The organism is Flavivirga amylovorans, assembly GCF_030540875.1.
Taxonomy (GTDB): Bacteria; Bacteroidota; Bacteroidia; order Flavobacteriales; family Flavobacteriaceae; genus Flavivirga; species Flavivirga amylovorans.
The window spans coordinates 65,539-90,235 of record NZ_JAUOEM010000001.1 but is presented as its reverse complement, the minus strand read 5'-3'; the positions used below and the strand labels follow the sequence as shown (position 1 = coordinate 90,235).

The following is a 24,697-nucleotide window of genomic DNA, read 5'->3' as shown; positions in this document are numbered from 1 at the left end:
GAGATTGTCTAAAAGAGAAGCCTATTTAAAAATGCACGGAAAACCAGAGCTTCCCGTGCATAATAAACTAACTCAAAAAATCAGCCCGTAATATTGTTATATAAATACACTAATATCCCGTGTTTTGCTGAATATTTGGATTTTGCTGAATATCTGAAAACGGTATAGGAAACAAATACGTATCCAAAAGTGGTGCAACAGAAGCAGGCTGTACATCACTAGGATCTTTTCCGCTTACTGACTCTGCAACTTTTTCCGTTCTTACTAAATCATACCAACGTCTTTGCTCTCCTGCAAACTCCCAAGCACGCTCATCAATCACTGCATCTCTAAAATCAATTTGACTAAGACCAGTTGTTAAATCCACAGAAATATCTGGTGTATCCACAGGAAGATTATTAGCTCTACGTCTCACTTTATTAATTGCTTCGTAAGCCGATGCATCAGGACCGGAAGACATGGCTTTTGCTTCAGCATAAAGCAATAAAACATCCGCATATCTGTAAACCATGAAGTTTGCTCCACTTTGCGCATTTCTAGAGTTTAAATAATCATAAGAGCCTCTAAACTTCTTATAGTAAGGATGTGCTTCGACAAAATCTTGCCAAGGAACTCCATTGTGCTCTGTTTTAAATGTGACATCTTTCCTATAACCTTCTGGAAATCTATTAAAAAACCCTACCTCACAAAAGAAATCTGAGAAACCATTACGCTCTTCTGGTGGTATAAATTGGCGTCCAATAGCTCGCGCTCTGTCATTACTTCCTATTTGTTCCCTAGTTAAAAATACAATATCAAAAATGGTTTCTTGATGGTCATCATAAGTCCCCATAACATCGTATCGCCATAAATCCGCAAAATCAGGAAGTAAAGCAGCTCCTGAATTTAGCATAACATCTTCCGCATAACTAGCAGCTGTTACGTATTTAGAAGTGTCTTTAATAGGCCAACCTGCCCACGTGATATAAAAATCGGCAAGTAATGTTTTCAAAGCATAAGCATCAGGATATGCCGTTTCGGTTTGCCATGAATCTGGTAAATATTTTAGCGCTTCTAATAAGTCACTTTCTATTTGTTGGTAAACATCAATTACGGGAGATCTTGCAATATCAGCACTCAAGTTAATATCCGAATTGATAATGATAGGAATATCACCATAAAAACGGGTAGCATGAAAATAAGCCCATCCTCTCCAAAAGTAAGCTAAGGCAACGTATTGGTCTATTTCGTCTTCATTTCCTTCTATATCATCTTTTCTTTCTATGATATTATTACATTGATAGATAACGTCATACGGTATTTTCCATCCTGCACGTTCAATAAAAATAGTAACAGACGTAGGGTTAAATTGGTCTATAGGAACCCATTGTGTTTTAGTACCATTGTTTTTTGTTGTTAAATCATCTGCTCCTATATGCATCTGATATGATCTAGCTGCCCCAGGTACACTTAGACGATTTTGACCATCTCTACCTCCAATAGCTCCATCAAACATTTGAGCATTAATTGAGTTAACAGCCGCTTTTAAATCTCCTATAGTTTTATAAAAATTTTCAGGGGTTAATAATACTTTTGGGTCTTCTTCTAAAAAAGAATCACAACCAAAAAAGCTTGTCATAAATACAATGACAGCAAATATTTTCATGTATTTTTTCATTTTCTTGCAGTTTTAAATTTTTAAATTCAACCCTAAACTAAAGGATTTCGGATTAGGGTAAGCTCCTAAATTCACACCTTGTGATTGATCTCTATTTTCTGTAGAAGTCGCTTCGGGATCCCATCCAGAATAATCTGTAATTGTAATAACATTTTGAGCATTAAAATAAAAACGTAAGCTCTCAATACCCATTTTTTCAGTAAAATCTTTTGGCAATGTATACCCCAAAGTTACATTCTTCAATCTAACAAAACTACCATCTTCAATGTATTGCGTATTTCCTGGATTAGAAAACGAACTACTAGCATACGTCCAGTGGTTAGACGATTCGTTAGTAGGACTCCAAGCAGTTAACAGTTCAGGGTTAGTAAACACTCTTGTCTGTTGATATCTATCAATATTTAAAATATCATTACCCTGTACGCTCTGAACAAATAAAGTCAAATCAAAGTTTTTATAATCCATATTCATATTAATTCCCAGAGTATAATCTGGTTGCCCGTTACCAATAACTGTTACATCATCAGTTGTAATTAGTCCATCTGGCACACCATCAGGGCCACTAATATCTCTAAATCTTGGCGCCCCTAAATCATAACCATGTTGTGCAGCTAAAGCAGCATCTTCAGTTCTGTAAGGCCCTTCATAAATTAAACCTTGTATTGTACCAAGCGGTTGCCCTTTGATAAGTACAAACGGTACTATACCAGCAAAACTATTACTTTGATATTGTTCTGAAAGAACAGGGATATCAGAATCAATGCCATCAATTCCTAAGAATTTATTACGGTTTATAGATAAGTTTGCAGCCACATTAAACCTAAAATTATCGTTTCTAACAACATCTCCACTTACTAGTAGTTCAAGCCCTTTGTTTTCCATAGACCCAACGTTTTGAAGCTGAAGCCCACTAGGAGTTCCTAAATAGAAAGGCAATGCTCTGCTATATAACAAATCTGTTGTTTTCTTGTAATAAATATCGGCTCCAACAGTTAATCGTCTTTGAAACATTTCTAAATCGAAACCAAAATCGAATTGAGACGTAGTTTCCCATTTTAAATCTGGATTCCCTGGAGTATCCAATCCAATAGCCCCTCCAATAGTTCCGTTGTTAATAGGTGTACCAATATCTGGTATTTTTAAAGCTCCAAAAGAATTATAAGGTGCAATTGCCTGAGAGCCTACCTGACCATAACTTACTCGCAATTTCAATGCATCAATAGTTTCAGAATCTGATAAAAAACCTTCATTAGAAACCTTCCAAGCAAGAGCCATAGACGGGAAATATGCCCATTTATTATTAACACCGAAAACAGAAGAAGCATCTGCTCTAAAAGCTGTTGTTAACAAATATTTATCTTTAAAACTATAATTTAATCTACCTACAAAAGAAACGATAGTTCTTGCTTCGTTATCTAGTGGATTAGACGACGCTATGGAGCTATTGGCGGCACCTAAATTGTTAAATCCCTGACTAATAGATGTAAAATTTGTAAACTCAACTAAAGTGGCTGTTTCTTCTCTACTCTGCATTTCCTGAACTCCTGTAAGGGTAATAGAATGATCCCCAAATGTATTGTTATAATTAAGTTGATTTGTAATCTGCCAACTTAAAACCTCTCTGTTACCAACTTCAGCAGTCGACAATGATGGGTCTTCTCCAGGTAAGTATCTATTAAAACCAGATCTATTTATAGATCTATTTTGTATTGTCCCAGTTAAACTATATGTTATATTTTTTATTGGCTCTAAATCTAATCTGGCAAGAGCTGATATAATATTTGTCTTAGTGAGAGTCCTTCTTTCATTTACAGAATATGTTGGATGCAATGTTGTTGGGCTACCAAAACTTGAAGGATCTGTATATTCTCCAAATTCGTCAAGAATTTCAGTAACAGGTGCATAAAAATAAGGATCTCTTATACCAACACCAGATCGATTTCTATCAATTCTAGAAGCATTAGTATTCAATGTTAGTTTACTCTTATCTCCCAAATTAAAGTTTAAGTTTGCACGAAGTACATAACGCTTATAATCATCATTCTTTACAATGGCCTCAATATCATCGTAGCTACCAGAGACATAGAATTTCATTCTTTCGCTACCTCCCTGGGCAAATAATTGGTAGTTCCTGTTTAGCCCAGTTCTAAAAACTTCATCAAACCAATCTGTTCCTTTACTAGGGTCGTCTAAAAATTCTTGTTGTTCAGCTTGTGAATAAGAATTAGGATTACTCAGATTTACTATTTGAGTAAATTGATACGGTGTTGCTCTATCCACTTCTTCAATGAGACTATCGAAACCTAACTTTGAATTAAACCCCCACGATGTTTTTCCAACTTTTGCTGATTTTGTGGTTATTAAAATCACCCCATTAGAACCTCTTGCACCAAAAACAGCAGTTGCTGAAGCATCTTTTAACACTTCTATGGATTGAATATCATTCACATTTATTGATGACATATCAGCTCCAAGAAATCCATCTACAACATACAGAGGACTATTGTCACCTTGAATAGAATTAGTCCCTCTAATTCTTACACGTAATGTTCCATCTGGCGCACCACTTGTTCTTTGAATTTGTACACCTGCAACTTTTCCTTGTAAAGATTCTTCAATTCTTAAAGAAGGTTGTTCTGCTATCGTAGCTGCACTAACACTAGCTACTGCACCAGTTAAATCTGATTTACGCTGGGTACCATAACCAACTACAACGACTTCATCTAGGGCTGCCGCATCTTCTTCCAAAGAAATATCTATTGCTGTTCGCCCGTTTATAGCTACTTCTGTAGTCTTGTAACCTAAATAGGAACATACTAATGTTGTGGCATTTTCTGGAACATTTTTGAGTATATACTCTCCATCAAAATTTGAAACAGTTCCTATGGATGTTCCTTTTACAAGAACATTTGCACCAGGTAAGGGGAACCCTTTGGTATCTTTTATGATTCCTCTAATATCAACTTGCTGAACCTCTTTTGTTTCTTTAGGGATAGTGTTTGAATCACTAACTGCCTTATTTTCGTCTATTAAAAGAATAATCTGCTTATTTCTTACCTTAAAAGAAATATCAGTTCCTAAAAACAAGTCTTGAAGTACTTTTTTTAAAGGTTTATTTTTAACCTTTAGAGATACAATTTTAGCTGTATTAACTTCATCATTATCAAATAGAAATTTATACTCTGTATCCTTTTCTATCTTCTCAAAAACATCCGTTATCCGAACATTTTTTAAGTTACATGTAATTTTCGTATTCTGTGAATGCGTATTTGCATTTATTGAAAACACAGAAATAAACAAAAGAACGGTAGTTAGCTTCATAGCTAAATTGAATTTAATTGAAAAAGACAACGCATGCCTTCTTCTCATAATGTTTTTCATATATTAGTTTAGTTTTTAAAAATGGTTAATTTTTTATCATTTTGTTTATAATCGGAAAATGCTCCAACATTTTCCGGTTTTTTGTCATAGGCACGTTGTTTTTAAAGTTTATCGATTATTATGGTATTATCAGTTCTCTCGAATTTAAACGCCTTGTTTTCTGAAAAAGAGCTTAATACTTTCTCTATTGTCTCAACATCAAATGAAGCTGTGAACTTATAGTTTCCTATTTCCTTATAATTGTTTTGTATCGTAACATTATATTTTCGTTCAAGCTTCTTTATAATATTTCTGAATGGCATATTTTTTATGACTAACCTTCCACCAATCCAACTCGTATAGATATCTGTATCAACAGTTCTGACTTTTACTTTGTTACTTTTTTTATTCCAACTGGCTTTTTGATTAGGCTCTAATCTGATGATTTCTTTATTTTGTGCATTACCCTTGATTGATTTACCAAGACTTACTGAGCCTTCAACTAACACTGTATTGATTATATTATCCTCAGGATAAGCAGACACATTAAATTCTGTTCCTAATACTGTTACATTCATTTTAGTGGTTTTTACAATAAAAGGGTGTACTTTATCTTCGCTAACATCAAAAAAAGCCTCACCTGTTAAAAATACTTTCCGTTTTTTCCCTTTTAGGAATTTAATCGGATATTTTATTGTAGAGCCTGCATTTAAATTCACTTTTGTGCCGTCTGACAACGTAATTTCAAATGTCTTACCATAAGGTATTGACAATGTATTATATACTAGTTTTTCAGTATTAGCAGTAGCTTTGTAGTCTAGCTTATTTCCCTCTTTAGAACCTAAAACATTCCCTTTAGCATCTGTAATATCATGACTGGAGCTCGTATTTAAAACCTTTACTTCTCCACTATCCAGTTTCAAAGTGATGGCATTTGAATCAGGTATTAAAAGTGTTGTCTCATTAGTAAATGTATAATTGTAAACACTAAAACTTATTAATGAGAAACCTAAAAATATAGCGGCATATTTATGAACAGACCTAAATTTGAAATTTGAATTGGCCTTCTTTTTCTTGGCTTCATATTTTTGAAGTATGGCGTTCCAACCAGTTTCTAGATTGAAGTTTTCTATTTCAGAAATGTTTACTCCTTTGTTTTTTAAATCTTTTATCTTAAAAAATAATGCTCGGTTATTTTTCGAGTGCTCTAACCAATTGTTTAGGGCAATTTCCTCTTTTTTAGAAATTGTTCCGTCAAGCTTTTTTGTAATAAGTTTTACTAATTCCATATATCAAAACACAAATTGCCTATAATATAAAGAGCAGAAAACAAAAAAAAGGGTAGTGAAAAATTTAAAAAAATTGTTTTTTTTTTTAAATAGCAGTAAAAATCATGAAAAAAGCCACATGCAATACTTCTTTTTGATGTCGAAGAATCTTATAAGCATTCTTCATATGATATTTAATAGTGTTAATGGAAATTCCCATAATTTCGGAAACATTCTGGTATTTCTGTTCTTCTATCACACAAAGTTCAAATATAGTTTTGCATTGATTAGGAAGTAATTCTAACATCTTCTGAAGTTGTTTTCTTTTCTCTAAAAAAACCAACTCTTCTTCAATGGATCTAATAGAAACCGCATCAATATCCTTTAAAACTCTAAACTTTTCCTGTCTATTTAAATATTTGAGACTGTTGTTCTTAATTGCCTTGAACATGTATGCCTCAAGATTTGTAATCTTATCTATTTTATGGGTTACTAGTAGTTGGACAAATATATCCTGAACTATTTCTTCGGCCTCTACTGTATTTTGAAGATAACAGTATGCCTGTAAACACCATTCGCTATAATACCTACGAAATAACTCCTCTGATCGTGAATTAATGTTGTTGTTCATCAAAAAATAATTATTATTATAGTAACTAAATGAAGAAATGAGATTACCAATTTTAAGTAATTCTTAACAAACCAAGGTATTTCAGGATTAATTTGACGTATCTAGTAGTAATTAGCAATAATAATCATATTACTATGTAAGTAATTCAAAACAAAATAGTTGATACAAAAAATAAGTAATAATAAATTTGTCGCTTAATTATTTGGATTAAACTTAGAATACGTTAAGTTAAGGCTGTGATGTCAGTCTGAGCATTACTGAATAACAAAACATGTTTTGTTATGAAAGTAGCAAGCATAGCTTGTCGAAGACCTATTGGAGTTCTAGTTTTTATTGGCATTTCGACTTTAGTTTATGCTGAGCATAGTCGAAGTACTCAATGTGACAAAAAGGGAACAAATTTCCTTAACTTAATGATATTGGCCTGCTGGGCAGGCAGGGAACCTCATCATGGTGAGATGTCTCGAAAGTTTAGTAGCGCAGTCGAAGGGCTCATGCTTCGCTCCGTCGACATTGTAAAGCTTACATCGATCTCAGATTAAATATAATTTAGAAATGATTTTTAATCATCATCCCATATTATTTCTTTAAAAAAAAAGAGCTATTTCTTAGAATAGCCCTTTACTACATCCTTTATTGACTGACTAACTCAAATAACCATGCTAAGAACAAGCATAAAAAAAGATGTATGAAATTTTAATTTAAAGGTGTTCCACTTTCATCTAGAGACCCCGATTTTATAATAATTAATTTATCTAAATCAATATATTTTTTAATGGCTTTATTAACTTCTTCTAAAGTAACAGCTTCGATATCCTTAGAATATTGATCAATATAACTTGGCTCTAAGCCACGTTCAACAAAACTTAATAGTGCTCCTGATAATCCACTTGTAGTTGAAAGTCCTACTTTAAAATTTCCTGTGAGGTTTGTTTTCTTAGCAGCTAATTCTTCAGCAGTTACACCACCATCTACCCATTTTTTAATCTGTACCATTGTGGCGTCTAAACCTTTTTGAAATAAATTAGGATTAAATGATGCGTTAACTGACCAATATCCTCCTGCATAAGTATGTCCAGAATGGCTAGCTTCAATACTATAAGTTAAGCCATCATGATCTCTAACAGTTCGCATTAACCTCCCTGAAAAGCCACCACCCAAAATACTAGTACCCATATAGAACGGTAAATAATCTTCATCCATTCTCTGGATGCCCGTATACTGACCTATAAACATTTCTGCACTTGGTTTTTGAGGAATTGTAACTACCTTGGTCAAGGCATTTACTTTAGTTGGATTTTCAAATTTAGCTTTGGCGTTTACTCCTCCATCCCATCCTTTGAAAGCACTTTTAAGTGCTGTATATAACGCTTTGGTATCAACATCACCAACAGCAACTAAATGCATGCCCCCTGTTCCGAAATAGGTTTTGTGAAATACTTTTAATTCATCTAATGTTACCTTCTTTAAATCATCAATTGATGTTTGAATATCTGTTGAATAATTTGGATGCCCTTTTGGGTATATGGCTTGTGAAAGAGCGGTATGACCTTGAGTTCCAGGGTCTGTTAATCTTCGTTTCATTCCGCCCTCGTTTTGCTGTTTTAGTAACTCAAACTCTTTCTCATCAAATAAAGGATAACGTAATTCTTCAGCTAGCAAGCTAATTACAGTATTTAAGTCTTTTTTCAAACACTTAAAACCAATACTCACTTTGTGTGTTCCTGCACTAACATATAAACTAACACCTAACTTTTCTAATTTTTGAGAAAATTGAAACTTGTCATTAATAGTGGTGCCTTTGCTTAACATTTGAGTCGTTAAAGAAGGAACCATTTCATTACCTTTAGTATTTAAATAATCCCCTATAGGAAAACTTGCTGATACCGTTAAAAAATCTTTTGCTCCTGTTTTAGCTGTAATGACATCTATTCCTGCAATATTTTCTCTAGTAAACTTTTCTCCTTTAGCAGAGACTTCAATGGTTTTATAAGCTGAAATAATTTCAGAAAAATGCTCTTGAGATATTATACTAGAATCTTTCTGAGAACCTTCATTTATATGCTCGGGGTTTCTGTAAAAATATTTACTATTATTTTCATGTATATAATTAGCCGCTTTTTGTGGTGCTGAATTATTTCCTCCAGGAATTTTTGGCACAAAATAACCAGTTGTACTTTGGTCTTCTAACAAATATAAATTCGCTACACGCTTTACATCTTCAGCAGTTACTTTACTCAATCTTTCATTTCCATTAATATAATCTGTCCAATCACCCCCAGCAATTGCTTCATTTAACTGACCTGCTATACTACCAGAACCATCTCTAGATAGAATTGTTTGCGCATTAAGCTTTGCAACAATACGGTTAACATCTTTTTGTGATACACCTTCAAGCTTAACTTTTTCAACCATCTCAAGAAGTTGGGTATTCATTGCATCGTGATCTTTATCTGGAGCGAAACCCAAGGCAACAGTAAACATACCAACGTCTTTAAAGTTTGAAGAATTAGAATATCCAAAAAGTGCTAATCCAGTATCAACAAATGTTTTATTAATTACTGAAGAAGTTCCAGAACCAATAATCTCACTTAAAACTTTAAGAGCGGGTAAATCTTCATGCATTCTGCCTGGTATTTTATAACCAATAGACACGATACCTTGTTGTCCTGTTTTTTTAATAACAATTCTTCTTGGCCCTAATTGTTCAGGTTCAGTAGTATAAGGTTGTGGCATAGTATGTGGTGCCTTGGTAATTTTACCAAAATACTTGTCAATTAGTTTGAAAAGAGATTCTTTTTGAAAATCACCAATTATGGTTAACGTAGCATTATCCGGCCAGTAATATGTATTGTAAAATTTACGCAATACTTCAATAGGCATATTTTCAATATCAGAACGCCAACCTATTGTGGAGTGATGATATGGATGTGCCATATATGCTGTAGCCCACATCTCTTTACTTAATAAACTATTCGGGTTATTCTCACCACGTTCAAATTCATTTCTAACTACAGTCATTTCTGCGTCCTTATCTTCTTTAAGAAGAAGAGAGTTACGCATTCTATCAGCTTCAATTTCTAAAGCTATTTCTATTTTATCGCTTGGAATGGTTTCATAATAATTAGTTCTGTCATTCCAGGTTGTGGCATTCATTTGCGCTCCAATACTATTTAGTTTGCTATCAATTGAAGTCCTTTTACGTTTATTGAATTTTTCCGTGCCTTTAAACATTAAATGTTCCAAAAGATGGGTAGAACCTGTATTACCAGTAACTTCATGTTTAGAGCCTACACGATACACAATTTGAACGGTCACTACAGGAGCAGAATTATCTTGAACTAACAAGATGTTCATACCATTGGGGGTATATAAATACTCCTCTATACCTCCTAACTCTTTTACTTTTGAAAATTTTTGAGTTATTTGAGCATTACTAAAATTAACAATGTTCAGTATGAAAACTAATAAAGCACATTGTTTTAGTCTTGATAATTGTTTTCTTGTCATTTTGATTGCATTACTATATACTTATATAGAGTACTAAAAAATGATTATCCCTTATTAATAATATGTTAAAAATTTAGTTTTAGTTTTTTTGTTTTATTTTTTGGAGGAAAACATTTGTAGCGATCACAAGTCTGGTAAAACAGTCCACAACTAATCTCTGCGGCTTTTGTGTAATTCCCAACGGAACAATATTGCACGAAAACCAGCGTACCATGGTACACATAGATACCGTCACCATAAGGTTCACTATATGGTGTTTCCCAGTCACCAATAGTTTTTATCCCACCTGGGAGTTTTAATTTCAGCTTTGAAGCAATATAAGGCTGATTTTCAGGAACATAAGCATAAATATGCCATTCATCTGCTATGTTAACCTTTTGAATAATAGCTAATTGAGATTTATCATCAGACCAAACTAGCGTAGCGTTAATCGATACTGGATTTACAGGATTTGTTGGGGAGGTACTGAGCTCTGAAGAAGCTGTCTCCACTTTTTTATTTAAATCTGGTAGTACCTTAGCAGTTTGTGAAAAACTGAACTGTACAATTATTAGTAGAACCAAACATATATTTCTATTGAATCTCATATAAAATCTATTTAAATTTTAACTGTGCAATATCTTCTTCACTTCTAGGTTTTATTTTTGGATTTTTATCAGCATCATAAATCAGCCATACGTAGCCGCCCATTTCAGTAAAGAACATATTGTATTTGTTCTGGTTAAACCAATCGCGCCATTGTTTTGCTGTTTTAAAATCTTCCAAGGTATATCTTAAAAGAATTCTATAGGCCTTTTCAGTTTCCTCATTGTTTTCTAACATGCTAATAGCTTTATCTAATACTTTTATGTCCGTATTGGCAATACCAAGACTTTTAATGTCTTCATCTACTTTTACATCATAGGAATCTGCCGGTTCTGAAAAGAAATAATCTCTATTTTCTTTAAGGTATTTTCTAATAATCAATGTGTCTAAACCTGTGATTGATGCCCAAGAGTTTCTGCCAATATTATTTTTAAGATAACCTTGTCTGTCTTGAATAACCTGTGGTTTACTATTAAGTATCATTTCTTCCATTTGGCTTAATTTTTCACCCGCTTCTTTCCTCTTCTTAAATTTTTCTTTTCGCTTTAAAGAGGATTCGTTAATCCCTTTCATAAGTTCCACATAAGAATCAAACGAGGGTTTGGTTGTATAAAATAACATTTCATCAATATATTCTTTGGTAGCAATACGTTCATTGTATTTTCTAACGATTAATTTATTGTCTTTATGCTTGTTTATATAAACAACTGTATTGGCAAATACAACTTTTGCTTCTTCGGTCATGTAATTTGGTGCGCCTGCAAAACCCCACAAAAAGAAGTTTCCATGGCGTCCTAAAGCCACGGCTGTTTTTTGTTTAGAGCTAACCCCCCCTGAAATTATTTCAGAATTTGGTGAATCTTCAAAGTTCCAGCCTCTGGCAACCAAACCAACCCTAAAACCTTTCTTGTCCATATAGCCTTCTTTATCTACCCCCCACATTAAAATCTCTTTAGCTACATTACTACCATCATAAGATCTTAAAACACCTTCTGGTGTAGGTTGACTTTCTAGTGTAATAGACGTTTTAAATGGACCACCAAAAATTTCATGCTCTGTTTTAATGTGATGTGCATGTCTGTCCAAACACAAACAGTACCAGTCTAATTTTGAACCTAAACTAGCACCAATAACAGATGAGGTATGGCCAATAAAAATAGCGGCACTATCAAAATCATCGCTTACATATTTAGCGGGTTCCATACTCATAAATTCTCCAGTTTCAGGATCATTATGGATGGTACGTTCCTTAATTGCTTTAGGAGCTTGATCAAAAATAGTAACATCGTATTCTGACGACATAGATTCTTTATAATCTCTGGCATCTACTGTAATTACTTTGGTAAAATAAGTATCTAGTAAGTTTTTGAAGGCTGGCATTCTAGTGCCATACTCTTGTTTAAAACGCTCTAAAGACATGCCACCTGGCACACGAGAGCTTACTAAATTTTCTGGCATTGGTTTTTCTGGGCTATACCCAACATACAGTACACTTATATCTAATTTTTCTTGGGAAGAAACCGAAAAAGAGATAAGTAATATACTTATTATAAAAAGTGTTGATAAAGGTGTTCTCATATTTTACTTAATTTAATATTCAAATAGTTCTATTAATTTGGCATCTAATTCCTCTTTTGTAGCATTTCTCAACAAAATGGTTTGATCCTCATCAATCAAAAATATTGTTGGCAAATGGGGTACACCATAAGCTTTGGCTACAAGACCATAGTTTCTGTTCTCATTGACATCAAATACCTGAATCCATGAACAGTCACAGAAGAATTTGGATTGTTTATTGCATAGTCATACTTAATCTTAATGTGTTTAGCACTATGTTCTTCAAATAAAGGTGCTAGTTCCTTTTGTAGTGCCATCGCTTCTTCCAGTAATTTTGAATCATTATTTTTTTTGCTTTAGCATAAGCATCTTTAAGGGATTCTAGTTTTGCATATTCAGGGTCATTAAAAACTGCCTCTGCTTTTTTTTTTGCATTTTAGAATACTCATCATGTGTTTTTGAACCCGAAATTTTAGAGGCAAATTCCCAATCATTTGGTTTTACAGCAGACCTGTCTGCTTCTATAACTATATTGCTATTTTCAAGCATAAAACCTGTGATTTTTTCATCTATTTGCTTGCGTATCAACATGTCATTTAAATACTATACAGCAACGATGTCGGATTATTTTTAGATATATTTTGAGCTTTCTTTTGAAATAGAAGGCCTATCTATTTGATAAGCCTTCTTTATATCATTACCAATTAGCTAGTATTTATTTTGCTCTAAGGCACCATTAGATATTACTATTTCTTGATCAGGAATTGGAAATGCAAATTTCCTAGAGTTTTTATCCAAAGTTGTAGTTACTGGTGCTTGATCACTTAAAATAGCATTTGCAGTAAAGGGATAAAATGTTCTTGTCATAATAACATCATCGGATGGGTCGCTGTTATTATTGTAACGCCTTACATCGTACCATCTATGTACAAAAGGCATTTCTCTACGGCGTTCTTCCAATATTTTTGTTACTGCTTCAGTTTGCGAAACAGCACTTAAATTAATGGCACTTGCAGGTGCAGAAACGTCCATTCTTGCAGCTCTTAGAATATTAACTGTGCCTAAACCTTCTGCCCACATACCTTGCCTAGCTTGACACTCTGCTTTTATTAATAACATTTCTGGAACCGATGGTCCATTTGGAATATGCCCTCTATGGAAGAAAATATATCCAGGATAACTAAAAGGTGGCCTAAATGCTCCAATTGTATAAGAATAATCTTCAACTACATGAAATTTGTACCTAAGATCATTGGTTTGGTCATAAAGACTTAATAAATCTTGAGAAGGAAAGGTATTCCATTTACGATTATTTAATTGCCTGAAGTAATATGATTCCCCAAACTCGAACCTGTCTTGTACTATATCGCCTCGCTGATCATGGGTGTACGGATAAAATATTTCTATTTGAGTGGGACCAGGATTTAATATGAATGCGAATGCGGGAATATCTGAAAAACGCATGTCGGTATTATAATTTCTTAAAACATCGTATTCATCAAGAGCAGCTTGTGCATATTCCTGTGCTTTGATATAATCATTTAAAGCTAAGTAAAAACGTGCAGCAAACCCATTTACAGCAGCTGTACTAGCACGCCATGAGTAATTAAGACCGTTTTCTTGACCAAACGAACGGGTTATTTGAAACGCATTCATCAAATCTGATTCAATTAAAGCATAGGTCTCTTCTAGTGTAGCACGTTCTAAATTTTCACTAAAGGTTGTGCTTACTCTAATGGGTAATCCTAACTCCGCCTTATTGGTTTCAGTATAAGGTAAGCAGTATATATTTGCTAAAACGAAATAACTGTAGGCTCGAATAAAGTGAGCTTCTGCTATTAGGTTAGCTTTTTCTTCATCTGTGGCATCAGGTACACCTCCAATATTGTCTAATATAAGGTTGGCATTAAATACCTTTTGCCATTCTTCTGGCCAGCCTGTAGCAAAGATTCTTTCAAAAGCTCCAAGTTCCGTATTCCAAGTGCCAAAAGTAGTTTCTTGTGAGCCATAGGCTCTAAAAAAACCATCAAATAATGTTGTAGATAACTCATAGTCATCTGTACCGTATACCAATGGTAATGGGGTTTCATCAATGTAATCTTGGTAATTGTTTAACAAGGCTTCATAATCTGATAAAGTTTTAGGAGCCACAGCAGCAGATTTAGAAGGGGGCTCTTCTAAAAAAGTATCACAACTCATGAATGTAATGGCTAGTGTTATAACCAGTATATATTGATATGCTTTTTTCATAATTTTTTAATTTAAAAGTTTAAATTCATTCCAAATGTATACGTAGCTTGTGGTCTTAATGTCCCTTTAGGAAACTCTGGGTCTTCATTAAAATCATTAAATAATATTACGCCTAAATTGTTAGCCTGTGTATAAAAGCTTAAGGCGTTTAAACCCAATTTATCGGTAATTCTCTTTGGTAATGAATAAGTTAAGTTAACTTCTTGTATTCTTATATGAGAAGCATCTTGTGTTAGGTAATCCATATAAGGATGAAATGTACCATAGAATGAGTAATTCTGTTCTCGTCCATCAGGAATTGGGATGATGCTATTGGGGTCACCATTAGCTACTTCTCCATATTTTTCATTAACAATGGTATTCCCACCACCTGTATAGGCATAGTAATTAAATCCTTGTCTTCTAAAAACATGACCGAACTTACCAGTTATGATAAAAGAGAGGTCAAAATCATAAATTTTAAATGCATTTCTAATACCAATAACCGTTGGTGCATTGGTGGTTCCTTGATTAGTGAAAAAATTACGCGCATCTCCAGGAACAGAAGTCCCTATCTGTGCTTGAGAACCATTTTCACCAAAAACAGAAGGCACCATATTACCACTACCATTATCAAATAATCCAGCATATTGGTAAGCCCAAAGTGTATTGGCATCAAAACCTTCTCTATAAGAGGTTGTTGGACCAGAATATAACTCGAAAGGACGATAAGGTCCTCTAACAAATTGGGTAACTTCATTTTTATTATGGCTAAATGTAAAATTACCAGACCATACAATGTCTTGTCCTTTTATAGGAATATAAGTTCCTAAGCTTATATCAATCCCTTTATTAACCATTCTACCATTGTTCAATAATTGCTGTCCGGTACCATATACCGTTGGTATGCCTTGGTCAACAAGTAAATCGACACCCTCTTTACGATAGAAATCAATAGAACCGTTAATTTTTCCGCTCAGAATAGAGAAATCTGTTGCAATGTTAAAACTTTTGGTTTCTTCCCATCTAAGTTCTGGATTACCAAAATCAACAATTTGTGCTGTGAGTTGATTAGTAACATCATCTAATGAACCCCCTAAATTTATAAGTGGGCTAAATGATGCACTAGGTATGATATTACCCTGTATACCGTAATTAGATCTTATATAAAGTTTATCTAACCAGCCTATATTGTCCATAAAGTCTTCTTTACCAATGTTCCACCCTAAACCTACAGACCAAAATGGATTGTAACGTAAACTAGGGTCTGGTGCAATAGTGTTAGATGCGTCTGTTCTATAATTTCCTTTAATAGTATATTTATCATTAAACGTATATGATAAATCACCATATAAAGAGAAAAATCGATCTGTGCTTTCAGTAAATTGGTGTTCTGGTGCTAAACTAAAGTTATATAAAAGATTAGCAAATCGACCAGGGGTAAAATCCCACAATGTAGCTGTATTTATATTTCCTAGAAGCTCTGAGGTTACTAGAGTTTCTGGGTCATAACCAAATGCTGGGGGGTTAGCAGTTGTAGTTCTCACTCTGCTACGTAGCTCTGTACCTCCTACAAAATATATATTATGCTTTTCGCCGAAGGTACGGTTAAAGCTTAACTGATTTCTAAAATTATAGCTTCTAATTTCGCTTTTACCTTGTTCTAAAATACCTCCTGAAGGAACCAGTTGCGTAGGAATGCCTCCAGAATTCCACTCAGGACCAGACGTTTCGTTTATAAATCGACGTACTTCAAAGGTTTTATCACTATAATAATTCTCTGCATTTGAGTTATAAATCTCATACTGTATTCTTGAAGATAATTGTAACCCTTTAATAATATCTAGAGTTAAACCAGCATTGATACGTGCATTTAATTCTTTAGTATTAAAACTTCTACCCTGTACTTCAGCAATTGGATTATATGACCAATCTGAATATGGAAAGCTTTCAAATGGGACAAAAACGTCTAGGTTAGGTCTATAGTATTGTAAGTATGACATGTCAGTTAGACTGCCATCAGTATTTTTCAACATGTCCCAAGGTGCTAGTGAGCGTATGGTATTTAACATATCACCAGAATCTGTATCAATATCGTTATGTTGAAGCATAGCCCCAAAATCAAAAATAAGATTTTTAGATAGGTTGGTACGATTGTTAAAATTAACTAAGTAACGTTTGGTTTCATCTCCTATGTAAAAACCATTTCTATCTTCATATAATAATGATAAGCTATTAGTCATTCTGTCATTACCACCAGAAATACTAATATTATGCTGGGTCGTTAAAGGCGCCTCTAAAAGGTAATCTTTTATTTGTTGTGAGTTATCTAAATTTGCTAACATTGCTAGTGTAACATCTCTTTCAGTATCGGTTATTCTCCCTAATCGGGCTTCGTTCATGGCTACTATAGCTTGAGAGCGAGGGATTAAGTCACGCCCAGATGCGCTCATACCTGGTAGACCACCAAAAACACTACCAAAAAAATCGGTGTCAAATGCCTGTTGTTCGTACGCAATAACATCAGCGCTTGAAGCTCTAGTAAGCGCATAATCTAAATCTATTTTGCTAGATGCTCTCACAAATGAGGACACAGAAACACTAGTTTTTCCTTTTTTTCCTTTTTTAGTAGTGATAACAATAACACCATTTGCAGCCTGAGCACCCCAAATCGAGGTTGCTGCTGCATCTTTTAACACTGTAACGCTCTCAACATCATTAGGGTTGATGGTGTTAAACCCACCAATAATATTTGGGTTACCAGATCCTAATACCTCATCTGATGGATTAAAACCTCCTTCTATAGGGAAACCGTCTACTACAATAAGTGGTTTCTGATTAGCACCAAGACTAGACAAACCCCTAACTTGAAAATCTATAGAACCATCAGGGTTTATTGTGCTTTGAAGACCAGCTACCACACCTACTAATCGCTCTGATATACTGGATGCTGGTTTTTCTAGTTGACTTTTCTTTATACCAACATAAGCTCCCGTGACACGTTCTTTTGAGATTTCTTTATAGCCTGATGATACCACTACAACTTCATTTAGTTCATTTGTTTGTTCTTGAAGTGTAATATCATAAACTGTTGTGTCGGCAGTAATCTGTTGGATTGACATTTTGTAACCCAATCCAGACACAACCAGATAGTATCCTGTAACAGCCTTTAAGGTGAATTTACCGTCAAAATCAGTAGTAGTTCCTCTGATAATAAAGTCTGATTGTATTTGTCCACTTGCAGGTTCTCTATCTGATACATAAACTGTTAATCCAGATAGAGGCAACCCATTTTTATCGGAAACAGTCCCTGTTACTTCATTCTGCTGCATGCTTTGCCTTATTATAGTAGAATTTGCAGCCTTTAATGTTCTTTTTTTTAAAATGACTTGGTTTTTAATAATCTCATAATCAATATCTATGACATCCTTAAATAAAATATTTAATATCTTTTCTATAGATTCTCTACTAGTCTTAATAGATGTTTTTTTATTGACATCTAAATGTTTAGTATTATACAAAAACTTGTAATCACTTACACTTTGTATGTGAAGAAATACCTCTTTAATAGTAACATTCTCTAAATCTATACTAATTTTGGGTTGCGAGTTTGGTGTTGCGTTTACTTGTAGTAAGCTTACGAACAAAAAGACATATGTTAATCCCATTTTCTTGTTTGATTTTAATAGAAAAGAAGATATGCCACAGGCATAGTTCAGTAATTTTTTCATACTTTTGTGCTTTAAAATTGGTGGTTAATATTGTTGTTAATCGCTTTCTTAAACCGAAAGATGTGTCACCATCTTTCGGTCTTTTTTATTTATATCGTTTTTTATCTTATAGTTATTCTTTTTTTATTAGTGTTAAACTTAAATCCATAACTTTTACTGAAATACAACATAATGTCTTCTAAAGTTTCTTCTTTAAAACTTGCTGTAAAAGATTCCTTTTTTAAATCTGTATTGTCATTTTGAATAGCCACATTAAAGTGGCGTTCTAATCTTTTAGTAATATCTTCAAATAGCACATTTTCAAATTGTAATTCACCTTTTATCCAACTTGAATATATATTGCTATAAACTTCTTTTTTACTCATATTTTGAGCGCTATTATTCCATATAGATTGTTCATTAGGAACTAATAGCAGAGCATTGTTTATATTGTCCTTTTCATATACTTTTACAGAACCTTCTTCTAAAGTAGTTTCTATAAATTTATCGTTTTGATATGCAGAGACATTAAACTTTGTTCCATAAACTGCAACATCTATAGCCTTGGTATTTACTATGAATTGATGTTTCTCATCTTTAGTAACATCAAAATAAGCTTCACCTTCTTCTAAATAAACTTCTCTTTTAAGCCCCTCTATAAAGTTTACAGGATACCTTAAGCGCGTACCTGCATTTAAGTATACTATAGTGCCATCTGAAAGTGTCATTTGAAAGTGTTTCCCATAAGGTACATTAATGGTGTTGTATACCAATACTTCCGTTTTTAAACGCTTGTATGTTAACTCACCATTTTTAAGATAACCTAATGTTATATTCTCCTTATTTTTTAAGCTATCTAATCCTTTAAGAGCTAGTATCTGCTTAGAGCCGTCTTCAAATTTAATCTGTACGTCTTCGTCTATAATATCATGTGTTATAGCTGTACTTCTAAAGTTTGGAGCAAGTTTATAGAAAGCAAAACTAAGACCAAATATAAAAACGATCATAGCTGCATATTTATATATGTTTGACAGTCTAAATACCTTTTTATAAGGAGGCGCTTTAGGTGTAATAATTTTTTCTAAAAATTCTTCCCCTTTAAAATGCTTATCTTTATTTTTAAGAATATGATACTCTTGAAATACATCCTTAAAGATTCGTGCATTTTCTTCATCTTTAAGGAGAGATTCTAAGATTTTAGATTCTTCTTTTGAAATATCATCATTGAAGTATTTTTCTATTAAGAATAATATGTCTTTACTACTCATTTTTATACAGATCTTTTATTTAAGGCGTTAAAATTTTAAAAAACCCTTACCTAATTTTTATTTTTTGTTTGTTTTTAAAATTAGAAGTTCTAAATTGAGCGCTCATTATGGGGGGGTCTAAAAATGAAAAAAATATAATATCTACACTAAAAGAAGGTGACGAAAATACGTTTAAGCATATTTATTCAGCAAATTATGACAAGTTGTGCAAATATGTTTATTCTCTCTCTAACAATGCTTCACTAGCAGAAGACGTTGTTCAAGACACGTTAATGTATTTATGGCAAAAAAGAGAAGACATGCATATCAGATCGTCCGTATCTGCTTATTTGTATAGGTCTGCTTTTAATCGTTATATGGATATATGTCGTAAAGAAAAGCGCCAAAAAACATTAATGGACGATTTAAAATTATCTGCTATTATAGAATTTGAAGGCTTTGAAGAGGACAAAAAAGAACAATACTTCGTTTTATTAGAAAACATAATAAATAAACTTCCCGAAAAACGTAAAGAAATTTTTATCCTTAACAAAATTAATAGTTATAAGTACAAGGAAATTGCTGACATGAAAGGTATTTCTGTTCGTACTGTAGAAAGCCAGATACGAAAAGCTCTTATTACCATAAGAAAAGAGGTCACTCAATTAAAATTTTCTAATAACCAACGTGTCTAAACCTGTGATTGATGACCAAGAATTTCTACCTATGTACTTTTTAATATAATCCTCTCTATCTGGTATAGCTTTTGGCTTACTATTAAGTATCATTTCTTCTATTCTATTTAATTTTTCACCTGCTTCTTTCTTCTTCTTAAATTTTTCTTTTTGCTTTAAAGAAGATTCATTAGAACCTTTTATAATTTTCACATAAGAATCAAACGAGGGCTTGGTTGTATAAAATAACATCTCATCGATATACTCTTTGGTGGCAATACGTTCATTGTATTTTCTAACTATTATTTTATCATTTTTATGTTTGTTTTTATATACAATTGCATTGGCAAATATTATTTTTGCTTCTTCGGTCATGTAGTCTGGAGATCCTGCAAACCCCCATAAAAAGAAGTTTCCATGTTGCCCTAATGCAACTGCCGTTTTTTGTTTAGAGCTAACACCTCCTGAAATAATTTCAGAATTTGGTGAATCTTCAAAGTTCCAGCCTCTGGCAACCATACCAACCCTAAATCCGTTTCCATCCATATATCCTTCTTTATCTACTTCCCACATTAAGATGTTCTTAGAAGCATTACTACCATCGTAAGACTCTAATACTTCTTTGGGAGTAGGTTGGCTTTTAAGTGTAATTGACGTTTTAAATGGCTCACCAAAAACTTCATGTTCTGTTTTAATATGATGTACATGTCTGTCCAAACACAAACAGTACCAATCAAGTTTAGAGCCTAAACTAGATCCAATAACGGATGCTGTGTGACCAATAAAAATAGATGCACTATTAAAATGGTCACTCACATATTTAGCAGGTTCCATACTCACAAATTTTCCAGTTTCAGGGTCATTATGGATGGTACGTTCCTTAATTGGGTTTGGGGCTTGATCAAAAACAGTTACGTCATGTTGTTCAGACATTTCTTCTTTGTAGTCTCTAGGGTCTACCGCAGTAACTTTTATAAAATAGGTTTCTAATAAGTTTTTAAATGCTGACCACCTGCTACCATATTCTTTTTTAAATCGCTCTGGAGCCATACCTCCAGTTACCCGAGAAGACTCTAAGTTTTCAGGTATTGGTTTTTCTGGGTTATACCCAACATACAATACACTTATATCTTGTCGCTCTGCTTGTGCATTACCAATAGTACAAACTGCAAAAACCAGTACCAGCATGATCGTTTTGATAATTTATACATATCCTTTAAATTTTAAAGTCAATAATTTTAGATGTTCTTTTATTTATTTAACCAAAAGTTCGACTAGTTTAGCATCCAATTCCTCCTTGGTTGGGTTTCTTAATAAAATAGTTTGATTTTCATCTACTAAAAAAGTGGTTGGTAGAAAAGGGACTCCATAGTTTTTTGCCACAGGACCATAATGTGCCCTTCCTTTTTTTGAAGGTGATGCATCAAACAACTTAATCCATGGTATTTTGTCTTCTTCAATCGCTTTTTTCCATTTATCTTCAATATCGGCTGTCCCTACTCCAACAATCTCAAAATTGTCTGCGCCATATTTTTTTCTCAATTCTTTTAGGTGCGGAAATGATTTTCTGCAAGGTACACACCAACTTGCCCAAAAGTCGATCAAACGATATTTGGCTTTTACGTCAGCCAATGCCAATGGTTTACCATCAATAGTATTTAAAGTAAAATCCGGGGCTTTATTACCCACACCCAAATTCTCAAAAATATCTTTGTATACTTTAGTCATGTGTCCTTTGTAAAATGCTGTTTCTTTGGCATCACCAGAAAATAAATTGTAAAATGTCTTGAGTTCATCTTTACTCATTCTTCCTTCGGTGTACTGGTACCCTAATACATGGACAGCCACAGGAGAATTTGGATTGCTTATTGCATAGTCATGCTTAACTTTAACGTATTTAGCATTACGTTCTTCAAATAAAGGAGCTAATTCTTTTTGTAGTGACATCGCTTCTTCCAGTAATTTTGAATCATTACTTTTTTTGGCTTTAGCATAAGCATCTCGAAGGGATTCAAGTTTTGTATATTTAGGGTCATTTAAAACTGTCTGTGCTTTTTCTTGCATTTTTGAATACTCGTCATGAGTTTTTGAACCCGAAATTTCGGGGGTAAATTCCCAATCATTTGGTTTTACAGTAGACCAGTCTATTTCTATAGTTATATTGCTATTTTCAAGCATGAACCTTGTGCTTTTTTTATTTATTTGTAGGTTTACCATATCAGAAACTTCCACCTTTCCTTTAAATGCGAAATGGCCATTTACAATTTCAGTACTATCCAGAGTCTTAGGTGAAGTTCTTGTTCCTTGGGTTTCAACTAACTTTACCCATCCGTTGTCCAGTCCTTTAACGTTACCATTAATGGTATAACCATCATGTTTTAATTCTTTTTTACAGCCAGTTAATGCTACACTCGATATAATGTATAGGACTGCTACAATTTTTAATCTAAATACGGAAATATTCATTTTTGTTAATTATTTATGTTAATCTGGTTTACAAAATTATCTGAAGTGCTTAATATTTTATACTCTTTACCAGGATATCCGAAATACAAATTACTCACCACTCTCGTTTATTTCACTCGAAGGGTAAAAAGCATTGGGGTGTTGATTCTCTTCTATACACGATGCTACTAGTAATTTTAGTGTCTAAATTTTTAATAATTACTCCTAACTTTTAAAATGATGCATCATTATATAAAAAAAACTCTATAAAAAATATATAACTATTTATAGAGTTTTTTTAAGAGTTCTAAAATTAATTTGAATATCCAGGATTCTGAATAACAATGTCTCCCGTTAATGCTAAATTTTCTTGTGGAATTGGAAAAATAAATTTATCTGAATCAGTTGCTGATGGTTTTATATCAGATACTTGAAACCCTGCACCAAAACCATCTGCATAATCATAACGTACAGCGTCATACCAATTTTCTCCATTTTCAACATAGAGTTCCATCAATTTTTCTATACGTACTGCTTCTAAAAATTGATCTAAACCAATAGTGGCAGGGTAGGTTTCAAAGCCATCTCCTCCAGTTGTGGTAGCATCAGCTCTTAAACGAACAGCATTTAATGCATTTAACGCATCAGTAGTAACCATATTGTTAGCTCTTGCATTTGCTTCAGCAAAAATTAAATACAATTCCGACATACGCATTATATAATGCATTTCAAGATTGAAATCAAAATCACCGTATTTAGAACTTACAAGTGCTCCAAACCTACCACGACTTACTGTAGAAGAAATTCTCTCTCCATCATGATTAATACTTTGCCCATTAACCATTAGAGCTCCTGTTCCGGCCAAACTTGTATACGCTGGAGATACTGACGCGACAATTCCATAATAAAACCTAGCATATCCAAGACTAGAAGGACCTTGTTCAAGACTTCCTCCCATAGCAAAGAGTATTTCAGACTTATTAAATAACTCAAGAGAGGTATGTGGAAAAAAGAGGTCAGAAAAAGGTGCTTGTTGTAAGTCAAAATCACCCCCAGCATTATCCATTACGTCCTTAGCAACTGCCGCTGCTTCAGCATAATTACCCATGTATAATAATATTTTAGCTTTAAAAGCTTGTGCAAATGTTTTGTTTAAAAACTGTTTGCCTCTATTATCTGGAGCATTCGCAATACCATCTTCTATATCGCTTAATATTAAATCATAAACTTCTTGTACCGTATTTCTTGGAAAGACTTCTGCCTTCAAAGCTGGATCTGTACGAAGTACAATACCATATTCAGAGTTTGTATCATAAAACTGTCCCCAAGTACGCAATAGATACAAATTAGTGATTGCTCGTAATAATTTAGCTTCTGCAATAATCTCAGCCTGTCTTTCAGGCCTATTAAAAACAGATGCATCAAGTTTTGATGTTAAATTGATGACCCAATTTGCTCTATTTATAGTCGTATATAGTTCAGCATAAGAATTCCTCATAACATCACCATTAGCAACTAAAGGATTATTAGTAGCCCATGCTTGCGCTTCAGGATTACGAGCAGTAGCGAATCCAAGGTTAGAATACCCAATTAAAATATCTGGCATTATAAAAAAAGTAGGAAAATGAAGCCCTTTTTGCGTGTATTGACTATAAACCCCTATTAAAGCATTATTAGCTGAATTTTCATCTGTTACAGAAACGTCTGCATCTATAAGAAACAATGGTTCTACCTCGTCAACTACTGGAGTCAGTTCGCATGATTGTAAGCTTAGTAATGTGATACAAAGCGTTAATATATATATGTTTTTAATATGTTTCATAA

General features: G+C 33.5%; 15 protein-coding genes. 1 reads left to right on the top strand and 14 read right to left on the bottom strand.

The window, feature by feature from the left end; genetic code table 11:
* Positions 1 to 109: 109 nt before the first annotated feature.
* The 11 genes from Q4Q39_RS00285 to Q4Q39_RS00235 all read right to left on the bottom strand — a co-directional run bounded on the left by Q4Q39_RS00285 (position 110) and on the right by Q4Q39_RS00235 (position 19,775).
* Complete coding sequence (locus Q4Q39_RS00285) at positions 110 to 1,657, bottom strand: RagB/SusD family nutrient uptake outer membrane protein (protein WP_303280373.1); 1,548 nt, start codon at positions 1,655 to 1,657, stop codon at positions 110 to 112.
* Positions 1,658 to 1,669: 12 nt separating this feature from the next.
* On the bottom strand, positions 1,670 to 5,038 hold the full coding sequence (locus Q4Q39_RS00280) for a TonB-dependent receptor (protein ID WP_303280372.1): 3,369 nt from the start codon (positions 5,036 to 5,038) through the stop codon (positions 1,670 to 1,672).
* A 101-nt stretch (positions 5,039 to 5,139) separates the two neighbouring features.
* Positions 5,140 to 6,306 carry a FecR family protein gene (locus tag Q4Q39_RS00275; protein WP_303280371.1) on the bottom strand — a complete coding sequence of 389 codons (1,167 nt, stop codon included), beginning with the start codon at positions 6,304 to 6,306 and terminating at the stop codon, positions 5,140 to 5,142.
* Positions 6,307 to 6,391: 85 nt separating this feature from the next.
* Positions 6,392 to 6,916 carry a sigma-70 family RNA polymerase sigma factor gene (locus Q4Q39_RS00270; protein WP_303280370.1) on the bottom strand — a complete coding sequence of 175 codons (525 nt, stop codon included), beginning with the start codon at positions 6,914 to 6,916 and terminating at the stop codon, positions 6,392 to 6,394.
* Between the two features lie 696 nt (positions 6,917 to 7,612).
* Positions 7,613 to 10,426: a M16 family metallopeptidase gene (locus Q4Q39_RS00265; RefSeq protein ID WP_303280369.1), complete on the bottom strand. Its 2,814-nt coding sequence runs from the start codon at positions 10,424 to 10,426 to the stop codon at positions 7,613 to 7,615.
* Between the two features lie 65 nt (positions 10,427 to 10,491).
* The gene (locus Q4Q39_RS00260; RefSeq protein ID WP_303280368.1) at positions 10,492 to 11,013 is read right to left on the bottom strand and encodes a protein-disulfide reductase DsbD domain-containing protein; all 522 of its coding nucleotides are present in this window, start codon (positions 11,011 to 11,013) and stop codon (positions 10,492 to 10,494) included.
* A 7-nt stretch (positions 11,014 to 11,020) separates the two neighbouring features.
* Positions 11,021 to 12,589, bottom strand: a complete 1,569-nt coding sequence (locus Q4Q39_RS00255) for a hypothetical protein (RefSeq protein WP_303280367.1) — start codon at positions 12,587 to 12,589, stop codon at positions 11,021 to 11,023.
* A gap of 360 nt (positions 12,590 to 12,949) precedes the next feature.
* Complete coding sequence (locus Q4Q39_RS00250; RefSeq protein ID WP_303280366.1) at positions 12,950 to 13,159, bottom strand: hypothetical protein; 210 nt, start codon at positions 13,157 to 13,159, stop codon at positions 12,950 to 12,952.
* A gap of 117 nt (positions 13,160 to 13,276) precedes the next feature.
* Positions 13,277 to 14,818 (bottom strand): RagB/SusD family nutrient uptake outer membrane protein, encoded by a 1,542-nt coding sequence (locus tag Q4Q39_RS00245; protein WP_303280365.1) that lies wholly within the window; start codon positions 14,816 to 14,818, stop codon positions 13,277 to 13,279.
* An 11-nt stretch (positions 14,819 to 14,829) separates the two neighbouring features.
* Positions 14,830 to 18,528, bottom strand: coding sequence for a SusC/RagA family TonB-linked outer membrane protein (locus Q4Q39_RS00240; RefSeq protein ID WP_303280364.1), 3,699 nt, complete (start codon positions 18,526 to 18,528; stop codon positions 14,830 to 14,832).
* A 101-nt stretch (positions 18,529 to 18,629) separates the two neighbouring features.
* Positions 18,630 to 19,775, bottom strand: coding sequence for a FecR family protein (locus tag Q4Q39_RS00235; RefSeq protein ID WP_303280363.1), 1,146 nt, complete (start codon positions 19,773 to 19,775; stop codon positions 18,630 to 18,632).
* 107 nt (positions 19,776 to 19,882) lie between these two features.
* Between Q4Q39_RS00235 and Q4Q39_RS00230 the strand changes: the two genes are divergently transcribed.
* Complete coding sequence (locus Q4Q39_RS00230) at positions 19,883 to 20,449, top strand: RNA polymerase sigma factor (protein ID WP_303280362.1); 567 nt, start codon at positions 19,883 to 19,885, stop codon at positions 20,447 to 20,449.
* Here Q4Q39_RS00230 and Q4Q39_RS00225 read toward each other — a convergent pair.
* The 3 genes from Q4Q39_RS00225 to Q4Q39_RS00215 form a co-directional block, all read right to left on the bottom strand.
* Complete coding sequence (locus tag Q4Q39_RS00225) at positions 20,420 to 21,616, bottom strand: hypothetical protein (protein WP_303280361.1); 1,197 nt, start codon at positions 21,614 to 21,616, stop codon at positions 20,420 to 20,422. The genes Q4Q39_RS00230 and Q4Q39_RS00225 overlap by 30 nt on opposite strands.
* A 66-nt stretch (positions 21,617 to 21,682) precedes the next feature.
* Positions 21,683 to 22,894, bottom strand: coding sequence for a TlpA disulfide reductase family protein (locus Q4Q39_RS00220; RefSeq protein ID WP_303280360.1), 1,212 nt, complete (start codon positions 22,892 to 22,894; stop codon positions 21,683 to 21,685).
* 292 nt (positions 22,895 to 23,186) lie between these two features.
* Positions 23,187 to 24,695 carry a RagB/SusD family nutrient uptake outer membrane protein gene (locus tag Q4Q39_RS00215; RefSeq protein ID WP_303280359.1) on the bottom strand — a complete coding sequence of 503 codons (1,509 nt, stop codon included), beginning with the start codon at positions 24,693 to 24,695 and terminating at the stop codon, positions 23,187 to 23,189.
* Between the last annotated feature and the right edge of the window lie 2 nt (positions 24,696 to 24,697).